The sequence below is a fragment of the Bradyrhizobium sp. 87 genome (assembly GCF_023073015.1).
GTDB classification, from domain to species: Bacteria; Pseudomonadota; Alphaproteobacteria; order Rhizobiales; family Xanthobacteraceae; genus Bradyrhizobium; species Bradyrhizobium canariense_D.
In genome coordinates this window covers 39,462-54,912 of the sequence record NZ_JADPIQ010000022.1, presented here as the reverse complement: position 1 = coordinate 54,912, position 15,451 = coordinate 39,462, and the positions used below count along the sequence as shown (strand labels likewise).

The 15,451-nt window shown below is 64.3% G+C and carries 12 protein-coding genes; 7 read left to right on the top strand and 5 right to left on the bottom strand.

Annotation, left to right across the window (positions count from 1 at the left end; genetic code table 11):
* Positions 1–3: 3 nt before the first annotated feature.
* Positions 4–1,458, bottom strand: a complete 1,455-nt coding sequence (gene glgA / locus IVB50_RS04755) for a glycogen synthase GlgA (protein ID WP_018457472.1) — start codon at positions 1,456–1,458, stop codon at positions 4–6.
* Positions 1,455–2,717, bottom strand: a complete 1,263-nt coding sequence (glgC, locus tag IVB50_RS04750) for a glucose-1-phosphate adenylyltransferase (protein ID WP_007613273.1) — start codon at positions 2,715–2,717, stop codon at positions 1,455–1,457. Before glgC ends, glgA begins: the two co-directional genes overlap by 4 nt.
* Before the next feature lie 335 nt (positions 2,718–3,052).
* On the opposite strand from glgC, the gene IVB50_RS04745 reads away from it, so the two are divergent.
* Positions 3,053–3,484 (top strand): hypothetical protein, encoded by a 432-nt coding sequence (locus IVB50_RS04745; protein WP_018457473.1) that lies wholly within the window; start codon positions 3,053–3,055, stop codon positions 3,482–3,484.
* Between the two features lie 204 nt (positions 3,485–3,688).
* On the opposite strand, the gene IVB50_RS04740 is transcribed toward IVB50_RS04745, so the two are convergent.
* Positions 3,689–3,868 carry a hypothetical protein gene (locus IVB50_RS04740; protein ID WP_018457475.1) on the bottom strand — a complete coding sequence of 60 codons (180 nt, stop codon included), beginning with the start codon at positions 3,866–3,868 and terminating at the stop codon, positions 3,689–3,691.
* A gap of 202 nt (positions 3,869–4,070) precedes the next feature.
* Between IVB50_RS04740 and IVB50_RS04735 the strand changes: the two genes are divergently transcribed.
* Positions 4,071–7,142, top strand: a complete 3,072-nt coding sequence (locus IVB50_RS04735; protein WP_247294805.1) for an AAA family ATPase — start codon at positions 4,071–4,073, stop codon at positions 7,140–7,142.
* Between the two features lie 5 nt (positions 7,143–7,147).
* Here the strand turns inward: IVB50_RS04735 and IVB50_RS04730 are convergent, their stop codons facing one another.
* Positions 7,148–8,242 carry a catalase family protein gene (locus tag IVB50_RS04730; protein WP_026233377.1) on the bottom strand — a complete coding sequence of 365 codons (1,095 nt, stop codon included), beginning with the start codon at positions 8,240–8,242 and terminating at the stop codon, positions 7,148–7,150.
* Positions 8,243–8,623: 381 nt separating this feature from the next.
* Entirely contained in the window at positions 8,624–9,604 is a 981-nt protein-coding gene (locus tag IVB50_RS04725; RefSeq protein WP_026233378.1) for an ABC transporter substrate-binding protein, read from the bottom strand.
* 475 nt (positions 9,605–10,079) lie between these two features.
* On the opposite strand from IVB50_RS04725, the gene IVB50_RS04720 reads away from it, so the two are divergent.
* The 5 genes from IVB50_RS04720 to IVB50_RS04700 are packed head-to-tail and all read left to right on the top strand — an operon-like array spanning position 10,080 to position 15,273.
* The gene (locus IVB50_RS04720) at positions 10,080–11,183 is read left to right on the top strand and encodes an ABC transporter substrate-binding protein (protein WP_247294802.1); all 1,104 of its coding nucleotides are present in this window, start codon (positions 10,080–10,082) and stop codon (positions 11,181–11,183) included.
* Positions 11,161–12,183: an ABC transporter permease subunit gene (locus IVB50_RS04715; protein WP_247294801.1), complete on the top strand. Its 1,023-nt coding sequence runs from the start codon at positions 11,161–11,163 to the stop codon at positions 12,181–12,183. Before IVB50_RS04720 ends, IVB50_RS04715 begins: the two co-directional genes overlap by 23 nt.
* The gene (locus tag IVB50_RS04710) at positions 12,177–12,977 is read left to right on the top strand and encodes an ABC transporter ATP-binding protein (RefSeq protein WP_018457482.1); all 801 of its coding nucleotides are present in this window, start codon (positions 12,177–12,179) and stop codon (positions 12,975–12,977) included. The genes IVB50_RS04715 and IVB50_RS04710 overlap by 7 nt, the downstream gene beginning before the upstream one ends.
* Positions 12,971–14,143: an acyl-CoA dehydrogenase family protein gene (locus IVB50_RS04705; RefSeq protein WP_018457483.1), complete on the top strand. Its 1,173-nt coding sequence runs from the start codon at positions 12,971–12,973 to the stop codon at positions 14,141–14,143. The genes IVB50_RS04710 and IVB50_RS04705 overlap by 7 nt, the downstream gene beginning before the upstream one ends.
* A gap of 29 nt (positions 14,144–14,172) precedes the next feature.
* A complete protein-coding gene (locus tag IVB50_RS04700) occupies positions 14,173–15,273 on the top strand; it encodes an LLM class flavin-dependent oxidoreductase (RefSeq protein ID WP_018457484.1) in 1,101 nt (366 codons plus the stop codon).
* The last annotated feature ends 178 nt before the right edge of the window (positions 15,274–15,451 follow it).

The following is a 15,451-nucleotide window of genomic DNA, read 5'->3' as shown; positions in this document are numbered from 1 at the left end:
GCCTCAGGCGCGCGCGGTCATGAGGCCGCGATAGAGCGCGGCATAGTCACCGGCGCGGTTGCGCCAGGACACGTCGGTCGCAAGGCCGCTCAGTTGCAGCCGGCGCCAGGTCAGCTTGTCGTGGAAGGCGATGTTGGCCTTGCGCAGCGTGCCGGCGAGGGCATCCGCGGTGACGGGTGCGAACTTGAAGCCGGTGGCATCGCGGCCTGATTTATCGGCCTCGCCGATATCGACGATGGTATCCTCGAGGCCGCCGACCCGCGAGACGATGGGCACGGCGCCGTAGCGCAACGCGCAGAGCTGGGTCAGGCCGCATGGCTCGAACCGCGAGGGCACGATGAGCGCGTCCGAGCCGGCCTGGATCAGATGCGCCATGATCTCGTCGTAGCCGATCACGACCCCGATCCGGCCAGGGTTCGCGCGCGCTACGGCCTGATAGCGATCCTGGAGATCGCGATCGCCGCTGCCGAGCAAAGCGAGCTGCATGCCTTCGCGCAAAATGGTCGGAATGGCTTCGAGCAGGAGATCGAGCCCCTTCTGCCACGACAGGCGGCTGATGACGCCGAGCAATGGCGCTTCGTCCGAGGAATCCAGATTGAACTGTTGCTGAAGCACCGCCTTGTTCGCGGCCCGGAACGTGAGGTCCTCCGCGCCGAAGCGGTAGGCGATGTGCGGATCTTCTTGCGGATTCCAAACGGATACATCGATGCCGTTGAGGATTCCGCTCAGCGCGTTCGCGCGGGCGCGAAGCAGGCCGCCGAACCCCATGCCGCCCTCGTCGGTCTGGATCTCCTGCGCATAGGTCGGCGAGACCGTGGTGATGCGATCGGCGAATTGCAGGCCGGCCTTCAAGAAACTGATGCCGCCGAAATATTCGAGGTCGTTGACGCCGTAGGCGCGCCACGGCAGGCCAATCGAACCAATCAGCTCGGGCACGAACTTGCCCTGATAGGCCATGTTGTGGATGGTCATCACGGTGGCCGGCCGCGGCCGATTGTCATAGTGCAGATAGGCCGGCGCGAGCCCGGCCTGCCAGTCATGGGCATGCACCACGTCGGGCACGAAGGCGGGAACGAGGCCGTGGCCGATATCGGCCGCGATGCGCGAGAGCGCGGCGAACCGCACGCCATTGTCCGGCCAGTCGACGCCTTCGGGCGTCACGTAGGGGTTGCCAGGCCGTGCGTAGAGATGCGGCACGTCGAGCACGAACAGATCGAGGCCGTCATGCGAGCCGGCGAGCAGACGTCCGGGTCCGCCGAAATAATCCGGCCAGCGCCGGATTTCGTCGGCTCCCCCCAGCACCCGCATCACGTCAGGATAGCCTGGCATCAAGGTGCGCATCTCGACGCCATGCGCCTTGAGCGCAATCGGCAGCGCGCCCGCGACATCGGCGAGACCGCCAGTCTTGACGATGGGATAGACTTCAGAGGCGACCGCGAGGACGCGAACAGGCGTCATGTATTGAGCCTGTCGAGCATCGGCTGGGTGATGAGCGAAATGCCCTGCTCGGTGGTGCGGAAGCGTCTTGCGTCCAGCTCGGGATCTTCGCCGACGACGAGCCCTTCCGGGATCTCGACGCCGCGATCGATCACGACGTTCTTCAGGCGCGCGCCGCGGCCGACATTGACATAGGGCATGATCACGGCGTTCTCGACATTGGCGTAGGAGTTGACGCGCACGCCGGTGAACAGCAGTGAGCGCCGCAGCGAGGCGCCGGAAATGATGCAGCCGCCCGAGACCAGCGAGCTCACGGCCTGGCCGCGCCGGCTCTCCTCGTCGTGGACGAATTTTGCCGGTGGTGTGATCTCGGAATAGGACCAGATCGGCCAGGCGCTGTCGAACAAATCGAGCTCGGGCACTACGTCGGTGAGGTCGATATTGGCGGCCCAATAGGCGTCGACCGTGCCGACGTCGCGCCAATAGGCGCGGGGGTCGCTGCCCGAGCGAACGCAGGAGGTCGAATACTGGTGCGCCATGGCGCGGCCGTTCTTGACGAGGTAGGGGATGATGTCCTTGCCGAAATCGTGGTTGGAATTCGGATCCTCGGCGTCGCGCTTGAGCTCTTCGAACAGGAATTTTGCGTCGAACACGTAGATGCCCATGCTGGCGAGCGAAACGTCCGGCTTGCCCGGCATCGGCGGCGGATCTTTCGGCTTTTCCAGGAACTCTTTGATCCAGCCGTTCTCGTCGATATGCATGATGCCGAAGCCGGAAGATTCCTGGCGCGGCATCTCCAGGCAGCCGACGGTGACGTCGGCGCCGCTGTCGACGTGCTGGCGCAGCATCACCTCGTAATCCATTTTATAGATATGGTCGCCGGCGAGAACGACGATGAAGCGGCAGGCGTGGGATTCGATGATGTCGATGTTCTGGTAGACTGCATCGGCCGTGCCGACATACCACATGTTTTCGGAGACGCGCTGGCTCGCCGGGAGGATGTCGAAGCTCTCGTTGCGCTCGGGGCGGAAGAAGTTCCAGCCCATCTGAAGGTGCCGGATCAGGCTGTGCGCCTTGTACTGGGTGGCGACGGCGATGCGGCGGATGCCCGAGTTCACCGCGTTCGACAGCGCGAAATCGATGATGCGGGATTTTCCGCCGAAATAGACCGCAGGCTTGGCGCGACGGTCGGTCAGCTCCAGCAGCCGGCTGCCGCGTCCGCCGGCCAGGACAAACGCCAGCGCCTGACGGGCAAGCGGCTCGGGTCTCGCGGCACTCATGTCATCCTCCCACAACTCTTGCGCTCGCGAGAAGCCTCCCGGCCGCGCTCATTTGGAACCGATAGTAACGGCACGAATAGTAAATCGGGAAGGTGGTTGTTGGTTGCGAATGCGCCGGAAGCTTAATGCTTTGCCGCCGTGATCGGGCCCCAGGCACCGTCCTGCCGGTGTCACTCGCGGCAAGGTTGTCGAGCCCGTCAGGTACCGGTTGATCAGAATGGAGGCATGCGTCTTGTGCGGTGCACGCAAAACTCGAGGCTTTGACCTCGCGCCAGGATGCCCGATGATGGCGCTGCGATCCATGTCAAAGCCAAACGTCAGAAAGGAGTAAGACGATGAGGGTCTGGAAAACGGCAGTCGCCGGTTCGCTCGCCGCCGCGGTCATGGCGGGGGGGATTCAGCAGGCGGCGGCGGCTCCGCTGCCCACCAATGTCGCAACCATGAAGGCCGCCGTCGGCGACGATGTCACGCAGGTGCACTGGCGCGGCCGAGGTTTTGGATGGGGTCTCGGCGGCCTTGCCGCTGGCGCGATCATCGCAGGTGCCATCGCCAGCAGCGCGCCCTATGGCTATGGCTACTATGGCGGCGGGCCCTATTATGGCGGCTACGGATACCCGGGCTACGGCTATGGTTATGCGCCGGCCTATTACGGCTATGGTCCGGCCTATGCTTATCCGCGCTACTATCGGCCTTACCGCCCGTATTTCGGCCCTCGTTACGGCTACTACCGGCCGTATTACCGGCACTATCACCGCGCGTATTGGTGATCGATCAAACGGGCGGACCCGCTCGCCGCAGGGCGACGACGCTGAAGAGGTTTGAGGGCCGCTGAATGCAAGCGGCCCGATCGGCTTGCGCGCGCTGAACCCGGTGATGCGGCACGACGAGCCGGCCATGCCCGCCCACGACAATCCCGATGCAGATCGCGACGATGATCGCGATCTCGATGCACCATTCGAGCGGTCCCGAGCTCATGGCAGCGCGATGGCGTTGGCGAGATCGAACTCGGACAGGCCCGGGCCGCCGCACGCAAGGTAGATGGCGACGAGGAAGATGCGGCTGAGGACGGTGAGGCCCAATATGACCCTGATGTCGTAATGGCGAATGGCAAAAGCGAGAGGCGAGATCGCCAGATGTTTTAGAATGCTCATGGCCAACTCCTTGCCAAAATTCAGGCATCGACTGCCTGCCGACTGAAATGACAGCGTGATGAAAAGGCCGTCCGACGCCTTGCCGGCGTCTCTGAAATGGACAGGCCAATGCTAGTGCCGGCGCAGGGCGCAGGTCTTTATCGCGTCCTTACATTTGGCTGAGCTTTCCCTTAAGATGGGCGAGCATCCGGGGGTCTGAGCCGTGCGTAGAGACGCGCTTGCCTTTGGTGAATTCCGCCTCGACCGTGCCAACGCGCTGTTGTGGCGAGGCGGGGAGCGGATCGCGCTGGCGCCGAAGCCGTTCGAGGTTCTTTGCTATCTCGTCGGTCGGCCCGGTGAGCTCGTCACCAAGGAAGAGTTGCTCGACGCGGTCTGGTCCGATCTGCACGTCAGCGAGTCGAGCCTCGCCGTTGCCGTGAACGCGCTACGCTCGGTGCTCGGCGACGACAGGCAGTCCCCCAATTACATCGAGACGGTCACGCGGCGCGGCTATCGTTTCATTGCGCCGGTCGCGACCGCCGACTTGCCTGCGATCGAGCGGGCGCCCGAAGAAGAGACCGCTTCCGTCACGGAGCAGGTCGTCGATCGACGCCGGCACTGGAGAGTCGGGCGCACCGGGGCACTCGACACGCTGGAGAAGGCATTGCAACTCGCTCGCACCGGACAGCGTCAGGTCGTCTTCATCACCGGCGAGGCCGGGATCGGCAAGACCACCCTCTTGCAAATGACGCTCGACAGGATGAACCAGCAGGGACTGGGCGTGCTGCATTGTAGCTGCAACGAGTTGTTCGGCACCCATGAGGCCTTTCTTCCGCTGATCGGAGCGCTGAACGAGTGCTGCCGTCGCACCGATGGAGCATCGCTGCTGACGTCCATCCGCGAGCACGCGCCGACCTGGCTCGCGCAGATGCCCGGTTTCCTCGGCGAAGCAGAGCGGGCCACATTCCAGCATGAGGTCTTTGGCGCAACGCGGGAGCGCATGCTGCGCGAATTTTCCGATCTCATGGAACATCTCGCTGTCACGCGACCATGGGTGATCATCCTGGAAGATCTGCATTGGAGCGACTTTGCCACCGTGGATGTGCTCTCCCGGCTGGCGCGGCGGGATCGGAGGGCTTCTATCCTCGTGCTCGCCACCTACCGGCCGATGGAAGTCGCCGTCGGCGGACATCCTATCCGTGCCGTTCATCAGGACTTGCGGATTCACGGACACGCCACCGAGCTCGCGCTCGATCGACTGACCGGCACCGACGTCGAACGCTATCTGTCCCTGCGCTTCAACTCGGCCGATTTTGCCAGAGAGCTGGTCGAGCGCATCTTCGCGCGAACCGGCGGGCATCCTCTGTTCGTGTCGTCTCTGCTCGATCATCTCGTGGCGCAGGGTGCACTGGTCGAGCACGAATTGGGCTGGCGGCTGGTCAGCGAAGACGCGGCCTCGCATGACAGCATGCCGCGCGATCTGGAAGGAATGATCAAGCAGCAGATCGATCACCTCACCGAAGACGAGCGCTGCCTGCTCGAGGTCGCCAGTGCGGCGGGAGCGGAGTTTTCCGCGCTCCATATCGCCGGTGCGCTGGACCGTCCCGTGCTGGATGTCGAGCAGATGTGCGAGGACCTGGCACGGACCGATCGCATTATCGTCGGGGCCGGCATGACCGAGTGGCCGAACGGAAGCGTCTCCGGTCGCTATGCGTTCCAGCACGCGCTTTACCAGGAGATCCTCTACCAGCGGCTCGCACCAGCGCGCTGCGCGAAAACCCATGCGCTGCTTGGGGCGGGGCTCGAGCAGGGCTATGGGCCGCAGGCTGCGGAGATCGCCGCCGTTGTCGCGCGCCATTTCGAACTGGGCCGTGATTTCCCGAAAGCGATGCATTATCTGGGCGCGGCGGCCGAGGGCTCGGCGCGAAGGTTCAGCACGCGCGAGGCCGCCAATTACCTGTCCCGCGCCTTGGAGCTGGTGCCGCATCTGCCGCCGGAATTTCGGGTGACGACACGTCTGAAGTTGCTGCTTCAGCGCGCCTGGGCCTGGCGGGCCAGTGGAGATTTCCTGAATTCCCTGCAGGATCTCAGCGCTATCGTGGCGCACGCGGCGGAGAACGGGCACGTGCGCGAAGAGGTGAACGCGCTGGTCGATCTCAGCAGATTCTGTCTTTACGTCGATCGGCGCCAGAGCCTGCCTGTTGCGGAACAGGCCCTTATCAAAAGCAGGGCGATCGACGACGCCGCATTCAGCGCTCTGGTCCAGGGCAACGTTGCCAATCTGAAGCTGATGCTCCGCGGCTGGGATCGTGAGAATGCGGACCTTGCCGAGCGTGCGTCAGCACTGATCACCGGAGAGCAGGATCTGAGCATGCGGCTGCGACGCTGCTCGATGGAAATGGTGCTGGAGTTTCTGCGCGCGAATTATCCGGCCTGCTGCGATGCGACGACCAGGGGAAAGGAGCTCGCCCGCCTGGTCGGTGACGTCTATCTGTTCGTGCTTTATGAATCGGTCGAGGCGTTTGCCCAGATTTATCTCGGCGAATGGGGCCAGGCGCAACGAAACCTCGTCTCCGCGTTGGCTATCTCGGAGCGGAATGCAAATCCGCAGGCCGTCGCGCTGTGTCATCTCGCGATCGGATGGCTGTACTCCGAGGCGGAGGAATATGGCAGCGCGTCACGGCGTGCGGAGGATGCGCTCGGCCCGATGATCGAGGCCAATCCGTTCACCTTCTTCGTTGGCAGGAATCTGCTGGCGCGAGCTTATGTCAGGATGGGCGACCTGGCTCGGGCGCGGCAGCATCTCGATGCGATGGAGCGGCGAATGGAGGTCGACCGGGTGCCGATGGAGTCGCTGGTCATCCCCCATTATCTGCTGACTTGCTGCGACTATTGGATCGCGATCGGCGATCTGGACCGTGCCCAGGGCTCGGCCAGCCAGTTTCACGAGGTGACGAGCGCGGCACCTGACCGGCCGTTTCTCGCGCTGTGCTACGAGGCCATGGCGAGAATTGCGATGCTGAAGCACGATGCGCAACTCGCCGGCGGGCATCTGTCGGCGGCCATGTCGATCCTCCGCCATGCCAGGTTGCCGCATGCCACCTGGCGGGTTTACCGCACGACCGCGGGGCTCTATGAGAGCCTCGGACAAGCGCAAAGGGCTGCCAAGTGGCGGGACCGCTCCTGCCAGGTGATCGCATCGCTGGCAGAGACGCTTGATCCCAATGATCCGCTGCGCTCGGCATCCTTTTTCGACGCAGGCCGGGACACCGGGCCCGATATTGCGGGACGCTGATCGGCTCAATCCGGCAGGTCCGCGATCTCTCGCGGTTCGCCGGGCCGTTGCTTGACCTTGAATTGATTTTGCTGCTGCCGCAGCGTGCGGGAGGCACGGTAGGCATCCCTGCGCAATCGCATGATCGAGCCGAGCGGCTGATGCGCGGCGAGACATCGCCATGGATCGAACGAAAGCACCTCGTCGGAATAGACGCGACGCGCGGGGCTGTCGGCGGTCTGGCGCGGAAGCGTGATCTTGCCGAGTGCTTGCGGCGGCGCGACGTCTTCAGGCCAGTCGATCGAGGCATCTTCGATCGGTGTTCGCTCGAGGTCGGTGCAGAGCTGGGCGAATAATTCGTACTCGGCCGCATTATCCTTGAAGAAGGCAACGACGCTGTTCAGCACGGCATCATCGGCATCGTGGCAGGGTCGGCCGGTGAGTTGGCGAACCGACGCCGACATCGGCATCAGGCGAAGCCTTGCGATATAATCGCCAAACCGCAATGCACCCTCGGTGTGAAAGGTCTCTCCGAGGATGTTGCTGCCGGCATCACCGAGCGCTTTCAAGACGATCGGGATCGGAATGCCTGTTCTGTCCGATGCGGCGACCAGGGCGCGCGCCAAAAAGCCTATGGGTCCGTACGCCAGATCAGGCAGGAACAGGGTGTGCTCGACCTTGTGCTGTGCGCGCATATAGGCCATCGCATCCGCGAAATAGCTGGGGTGATTGACGAGCAGGAGATCCTGGTTCGTCGAATCGTCGTCGCCGAGCGCCTTAGCCCCCGTCACACCCAAAACCTTGATGGCAAACCCTCGCGGCGAACGTACACGATCGCTCCTGTTGAATGCGGTGGAGAGGCGGACGATGATCGGGAAGTGGCCAGCCTGCTTGAACAGGCCTTGGCGCAGATGATCCGGCAAATTGTCGTAGACGATCAGCTCGCCCCGGAGATAGCCGGCGCCCTTGGCGTGCTGCTGCCGGGTCCCATGCTTGTTTTTGCGAAAAGTGCGATCACTCGTTCGCGAAATCGAAGCAACGATCTCCTCGACCGCCGCCGCTTCCTCCGGCAGGATGTGTTCGACGGACGGATCGTAACGAAGATACTGATCGGCTGACATGGCGCTGATCTCCAGCCCGAAGGTCGCCTTCCCATTGCAAGCGTCGACGGCCGCAGGGCGGATCACTGTAAGCCCGTCCAGTCGGGATCGGCAACCCGAGAGCGAGTTGTGATTGCCTGGACAAGCCGCGGGATGAGGCATCCTGTTACCGACGCGATCACACGGTCGATGCTAGGCCAGCGGCGTCTCGTAAGTCCTTATGGGTTCCTTATGTTGTCCTGATTTTTTCCTTAAGGCCGGGCCGGCGAGCGGGGGTCCTGGCTGGCGTCTAAAGCGACAGCCACACGATCAGGCTCATGCAGGCCAAATGCGCGAGTAAGATCGCGGCGAGATGCAGCGGGCCAGCGTTGAGACGGAGCCCGCGCATCCCGCCGCCTCCGCCTAGTTCGATCCCGCGGCCGCAGCGGTGAAGCTGCGGTCGACGGCTTTGCTGACGTCGAGCTTCTTCGGCAGGATGCCGTAGCGCGTCGAGCGGTCGGAGGCTTCCTGCACCTCCTTCACGACGTTCTCGTCGATCGGAATCGGGCTGGTGCGCTGCGCGGTGTAGGCCGAGAGCAGCACATCCTCCGGCAGCTTGGTCAACTCGGCCGTGCTCTTGGCGTACTCGCCGAGATGATCCAGCGACCACAGCCGCGCCTTGTTCAGCCGCTGCACGAGGTCCTGCACCGCTGCGCGCTTGGTGGCGATGGCGTTGTCGGAAGCGACGATGAAGGTGATGGTCGGCGTCAGGCCCTCGCCATTGGCGATGACGCGGGCCTTGTCCTTGAGCGTCGCGAACGAGACGTAGGGCTCCCACACCGCCCAGGCGTCGATCGAGCCCGCAACCAGCGCGATCTTGGCGTCGACCGGGCCGAGCGGCGCGAAGGTCGCGTCCTCCAGCCTGATCTGCGCCTTCTCCAGCGTGGCGTCGATCAGAAACTGGCCCCAGCCGCTGCGCGTGCCGGCGAGGCGTTTTCCCTTGAGGTCGGCGGCCGATTTGATCGGGGAATCCTGGCGCACGAGGATGGCTTGTGTCTTGGCATCCGACCTTGTGCCGCCGATCGCCTTGATCGGCGCGCCGGCCGCGTAGACGGAAAGGAACGAAAGGTCGCCGGTATAGCCGACGTCGAGCGCGCCGGCGTTGAGCGCCTCCAGGATTGGAGCTGCCGCGGGGAATTCCGACCACTCGATCTTGTAAGGCAGATCCTTCGCGTAGCCCGAGATCTCGAGCAGCGAACGATTGCCGCCCTTCTGGTCGCCGACCCGCAGCACGACGGCATCGGCTGCGAACGACGCCGCGGCCGTCGACAGGGTGATGGCGGCGGCAAGCAGCGATGCAGCGAGCCGGCGCGCGATGGAATGATCGAGGGAGTTGATGCTCATGTGGCCTGTCTTGTTGCTTTGCCCACGACGCGTGAGCGAACGATGCATCGAGACGATCAAGTCTATGGCCGCATGATGCGCGGTCAATGAAATGGCTAACCGTATTGCGCGCGCGATCGGCAAGGACGTTTCAGCGAGGCGCCGATTTCGAGAACGTGCGGTATGCGCCACTGATGCTGCGCAAAAATGAAGCAGGAGAGGGAGTAGCCCCGTGCTCCGTCAATCGATCCATCGGCGGAAATCCTTTCGTCGTCCTCGCACGCACCGGTGGAGAGAATGACTTCGCTTCGTGCCACATTCGAAATTCCATTTCATTGACGATACGGCGAACGCGCCGCATGATTTGCGCATCGCATCAAGGCACCGAGCAGGCGCCGGCGAAAAGATTTTCTCTCGACGCAGGTCCGCACGGAACAGGCGCAACGCAAGCTGTTGTGCCGATGGCGGAGCCGTGCCAGCGCAGGAGTGGAGACGGATGAACGACGACGACAAGCGCGACGGATCGAGGCTCGACCGGCGCCATTTGCTCCAGGCGGGATTAGCTGCGGCATTCGCTGCGCCGCTCGGTGCCTTCGGTGCGGCACAGGCCTTTGCGCCGCGGACAATCGCGCCCGGCGTCGATCTCTCGGAGTTTCCGCTGTGCCGGACTGCGTCGGATGTGCCCGCGCTCACCGGCGCGCCGCGCAAGCTCAAGCTATCCTGGAACGCGGGCGCGGTCTGTCTCGCCCCGGTGCCGGTCGCCATCGAGCACGGCTTGTTCCAGAAGCATAATCTCGGCATCGAGCTCATCAATTATTCCGGTTCGACCGACCAGCTGCTCGAGGCCATCGCAACCGGCAAGAGCGATGCCGGTCTCGGCATGGCGCTGCGCTGGCTAAAGCCGCTGGAGCAGGGCTTTGACGTCAAGATTGCCGCCGGCACCCACGGTGGCTGCATGCGGGTCCTGACCCGCGCCGATTCCAGCGTGAGCAAGCTTGCCGATCTCAAGGGCAAGATCGTCGCGGTCGGTGATCTCGGCGGCCCAGACAAGAATTTCTTCTCCATTCAGCTCGCCAAGCTCGGTATCGATCCGAACAAGGATGTCGACTGGCGCGCCTATCCCGGCAACCTTCTCAACGTCGCCGTCGAGAAGGGCGAGGTGCAGGCATTCCTGTCGTCCGACCCGCTGGGTTATCTCTGGCTCAAGGACAGCCAGTACAAGGAGGTCGCCTCCAATCTCGATGGCGAGTATCGCGACAAGAGCTGCTGCATCCTCGGCCTGCGCGGCAGCCTGGTGCGCGAGGAGCCGCTGGTCGCGCGCGCCCTGACGCAGGCGCTGCTTGATGCCGCGATGTTCACCGCGCAAAATCCGTCTGTGACGGCGAAATCGTTCCAGCCTTACGCGCCGAAGACGGCGTCGCTCACGGATATCGAGGGCATGGTGCGCTACCACACTCATCACCATCACCCCGTCGGCGAAGTGCTAAAGCGCGAGCTCAAGGCCTATGCCGACGATCTCAAGAGCGTGCAGGTGTTCAAGCAGAGCACCGATACGGCCAGATTCGCGGAGCGCATCTATGTCGACGTATTCGCTGTCTGACGGCCTTGCCTCCGGCGCGCCGCGCCTCTCGCGCGCACCCTGGCTGACGAGCTGGGTCCGGGACTCCGGTGCCGGCATTCTCGCCAGCGTGGCGTGGATTGCCTTCGGCCTGTCCTGCCTGTGGTGGGAGGACGTCGGCGACTGGTCGCGGACCCATTCGCTCGGCATTGCCGCGTTTGTCATCGCAGCGATCGCGTTGTTCGGGACGGTCGGCGCCGATTACCTCGGTTCGACGGGCCGGGCCTTGCGCCAGCGCGCGCCGTGGCTCGTCGTGCTCGGCGTTGTCCTGACCCTGTGGGAAGTCGCGACGGCAAAATTCGCCTGGCTACCGTTGCCGTTCTTTCCGCCGCCGCAATCGATCATCGAGGTCTACACCGACGATCTGCCAAAACTGCTCGACAGCGTGTTCGCCTCGGTCAAGCTCCAGCTCGGCGGCTATCTGATCGGCGCGACGGTCGGCTTCCTGACCGGCGTCTCGATCGGCTGGTCGCGCGCGGTCGGCTATTGGGTGCATCCGGTGCTGCGCTTCATCGGCCCGTTGCCGGCGACCGCCTGGCTGCCGATCGCCTTCTTCACCTTTCCGTCGAGCTGGAGCGCATCGAGCTTTCTGATCGCGCTGGCAACCGGCTTCCCGGTCACCGTGCTGACTTGGTCGGGTGTCGCGAGCGTGAGCAACGCATATTACGACGTCGCGCGGACGCTCGGGGCGAAGCCTTCCTTCCTGGTGCTGAAGGTCGCGATCCCCGCGGCCTTGCCGCACGTTTTCGTGGGCCTGTTCATGGGGCTCGGCTCGTCCTTTGCCGTGCTCGTCGTCGCCGAGATGATCGGCGTCAAGGCAGGGCTCGGCTGGTACCTGCAATGGGCGCAGGGCTGGGCCGCCTATGCCAACATGTATGCGGCGCTGATCGTGATGTCGTTGCTCTGCTCCGGCGCGATCACGCTGCTGTTTGCGATCCGCGATCGCCTGCTGGTTTGGCAAAAGGGGACAGTGAAATGGTAGCCGCAACCGCACTGGCTGACTTCGACGCTCACCCGGCGGCCGGTGCCGCGCTCGACATCGAGCAGGTCAGCCACGCCTTCGACATCGACGGCGCCGAGCTGCCGGTGCTCAGCGACGTCAGCATCTCCGTCGAGCCGGGCGAGTTCGTTGCGCTGCTCGGCCCCTCCGGCTGCGGCAAGTCCACGCTGCTGCGCCTCGTCGCAGGCCTCGACAAGCCCCGGTCCGGAACGCTGCGCGAGGACGAGGCGCGCATCACGCGACCGCACCCGTCGCGCGTCGTCGTGTTCCAGGATCCCACCTTGTTTCCTTGGCGCACGGTCTGGGACAACGTCGCGCTCGGGTTGGAGGCGCAGGGCATCTTGAAGAGCCAGCGTCATCGCGTCGATGCCGCGCTCGATCTCGTCGGGCTATCGTCCTTCCGCAATGCCTATCCGCACCAGCTCTCGGGCGGCATGGCGCAGCGCGTCGCGCTGGCCCGCGCACTGGTCAATGATCCCAAAATCCTCATCCTCGACGAACCGCTCGGTAAGCTCGACTCGCTGACCCGCATCACCATGCAGGCCGAGCTGGTCTCACTGTGGCAGCGCAAGGGTTTTACCACGCTGCTGGTGACGCATGACGCCGAGGAGGCGCTGGTGCTCGCCAACCGCGTCATCGTGTTCAGCGACCGCCCGGCGCGTGTGAAGGCAGACATCCGTGTCGACCGGTCCTATCCGCGCCATCGCGGCGATCCGTATCTGGTGGATTTGCGCCGCCAGATCCTTGGCCTGCTCGGATTGGACGCCACATGGTGACTTCGATCGCCAAGGGCCGCGCGGCGCATCACGAGCCCGACTACATCGCACGTGCCGAGGCGCTGGCCGAGGCTTTCGCCGCCCGCGCGGCCGAGCACGATCGCACCGGCAGCTTCCCGTTCGAGAACTTTCGCGAGCTTTCCGAAGCAGGCCTGCTGTCGCTGACGGTGCCTGCCGCCCATGGCGGGGCCGGAGCTGGCGCACGATACGCCGCCCGCGTCCTCGGCATCATCGGCAAGGCCGATCCGTCGACAGCGCTGGTGCTGTCGATGCACTACATCAACCATCTGGTGATGGCACGGAGCCCGACCTGGCCGGCGCGGCTGTCGCGCAAGCTCGCGCGCGAGAGCGTCGAAGGCCTTGCGCTCGTCAATGCGCTCCGCGTCGAGCCCGAACTGGGCTCGCCTGCGCGCGGCGGCCTGCCCGCGACCATTGCACGTCGGACCGAGACCGGCTGGCGGCTCTCGGGGCACAAGATCTATTCGACGGGATCGCCGATCCTGAAATGGTATCTGGTCTGGGCGCGGACGGACGAAGCCGAGCCGCGCGTTGGACAGTTCCTGGTGCCGGCGGGCCTGCCAGGCACGCGCATCGTCGAGACATGGGATCATCACGGCCTGCGGGCCAGCGGCAGCCACGACGTCATCTTCGAGGACGTCGTGATACCCCTCGATGCCGAGATCGATGTGCGCGAGCCGGCGGACTGGCGCGCACCTGATGTGGCGCAGGCGACGGTCCACACGATCTTTGTCGCCGCGATCTATGACGGCGTTGCGCGGGCTGCACGCGACTGGCTGGTCGGGTTCCTGAAGCAGCGGGTCCCTGCCAGCCTGGGCGCGCCGCTTGCGACCTTGCCGCGGGCGCAGGAGATCCTTGGCGCGATCGAGGCGCGGCTCATCGTCAATGCACGGCTGATCGCATCCTTTGCCGGTGATTTCGATGACGGTGTCGCGCTTTCCGCGGCCGAGTCCAACGTCATCAAGCTGGCCGTCACCAATAACGCCGTCGCCGCGGTCGAGAATGCCTTGTCGCTGACCGGCAATCACGGCCTGTCCCGCGCCAATCCGCTGGAGCGGCACTATCGCGACGTCCTGTGCGGTCGCGTGCACACGCCGCAGGACGATTCCACGCGCACCGGCCTCGGCCGTGCCGCATTGGGCCTCTAGCCTGCCGCCAAACATTCAGGGAGAACATCATGTCGGTCGAGTTCATCGGCTTTATCGCCAACAGCAATGCTTCCGAGACCATCGTACGCCAGGGCCCGGTGCTCGATGCCGCCTATATCGAGACGGTGGCGAAGGCGCATGAGCTCGCGGGTTTCGATCGTGCGCTGCTGGCGTTCCATTCAACCACGCCCGATGCGCTCCAGGTCGCACAGCATGTGCTGACCATCACCAAATCGTTGAAAGTGATGATCGCGCAGCGACCGGGCTTTACCGCGCCGACGCTGCTCGCGCGGCAGCTTGCGACGCTTGACCAACTCTATGGAGGCCGCGTCTCGCTCCACGTCATCACCGGCGGCAATGCAGCCGAGCTTAGGCAGGACGGCAATACGCTCGACGACAAGGACGAGCGTTACGCCCGCACCAGCGAGTTTCTCGACGTGGTGAAGCTGGAATGGACCAGCGAGAAGCCGTTCAACTACAGCGGAAAGTACTACAACGTCGAGAACGGTTTTTCGCAGGTGAAGCCGCTGCAGAAGGCCGGCATCTACACCTTCGTCGGTGGTGGCTCTGACGCTGCGATCGACGTCGCGGGCAAGCATGCCGACACCTTTGCGCTGTGGGGTGAATCCTATGCGCAGGTGCGCGACGTCACCTCGCGGGTTCACAATGCGGCCGTCAGGCAGGGCCGTCGGACGCCGCGCTTCAGCCTCTCGGTGCGGCCGATCATCGCTCCGACCGAGAAGCAGGCCTGGGAAAAGGCGGACGAGATTCTTGCGCGCGCCACCGCGCTCCAGGACAAGACCGGCTATCGCAAGCCCGCCGACGGCCATGCCACCGCTGGCGCGCGGCGTCTGCTCTCGCTCGCCGACCAGGGCAGCCGCATCGACAAGCGGCTGTGGACCGAGATCGCAAAGCTCACCGGCGCCAACAGCAACACCACCGCGCTGGTCGGCACGCCCGAGCAGGTCGCCGAGGTCTTCGGCGACTATTGCGACCTCGGCGTCAGCCATTTCCTGATCCGCGGCTTCGATCCGCTTCCCGATGCCATCGAGTATGGCCGTGAGCTGATCCCGCTGACGCGCGAGCTGATCGCCAAGCGCCAGCCTGTTCGCGGCGAGGCGGCGGAATGATCCGTCTCATGCTGGCCGACGCGATAATGTTCGGCTGGTCGCGGACGAGCAGAGCGAAATCGACCTCTACCTTCACTGGGGTCTGATCAAGCAGAAGCTCGAGGCGGCCGAGATCGCTACTGCGCAGAGCCGGGACCCATGCCGCACAGATGCTCCCGGTGAGATAGGCCCCGGCTCA

What these genes read in the sequence shown, in the direction of transcription:
- IVB50_RS04705 (WP_018457483.1), top strand. Translation starts at nt 12,971, where the DNA reads ATGGTGACTTCGATCGCCAAGGGCCGCGCGGCGCATCACGAGCCCGAC.
- IVB50_RS04710 (WP_018457482.1), top strand. Translation starts at nt 12,177, where the DNA reads ATGGTAGCCGCAACCGCACTGGCTGACTTCGACGCTCACCCGGCGGCC.
- IVB50_RS04740 (WP_018457475.1), bottom strand. Translation starts at nt 3,868, where the DNA reads ATGAGCATTCTAAAACATCTGGCGATCTCGCCTCTCGCTTTTGCCATT.
- IVB50_RS04745 (WP_018457473.1), top strand. Translation starts at nt 3,053, where the DNA reads ATGAGGGTCTGGAAAACGGCAGTCGCCGGTTCGCTCGCCGCCGCGGTC.
- IVB50_RS04700 (WP_018457484.1), top strand. Translation starts at nt 14,173, where the DNA reads ATGTCGGTCGAGTTCATCGGCTTTATCGCCAACAGCAATGCTTCCGAG.
- IVB50_RS04715 (WP_247294801.1), top strand. Translation starts at nt 11,161, where the DNA reads ATGTCGACGTATTCGCTGTCTGACGGCCTTGCCTCCGGCGCGCCGCGC.
- IVB50_RS04730 (WP_026233377.1), bottom strand. Translation starts at nt 8,242, where the DNA reads ATGTCAGCCGATCAGTATCTTCGTTACGATCCGTCCGTCGAACACATC.
- glgA (WP_018457472.1), bottom strand. Translation starts at nt 1,458, where the DNA reads ATGACGCCTGTTCGCGTCCTCGCGGTCGCCTCTGAAGTCTATCCCATC.
- IVB50_RS04725 (WP_026233378.1), bottom strand. Translation starts at nt 9,604, where the DNA reads ATGAGCATCAACTCCCTCGATCATTCCATCGCGCGCCGGCTCGCTGCA.
- glgC (WP_007613273.1), bottom strand. Translation starts at nt 2,717, where the DNA reads ATGAGTGCCGCGAGACCCGAGCCGCTTGCCCGTCAGGCGCTGGCGTTT.
- IVB50_RS04720 (WP_247294802.1), top strand. Translation starts at nt 10,080, where the DNA reads ATGAACGACGACGACAAGCGCGACGGATCGAGGCTCGACCGGCGCCAT.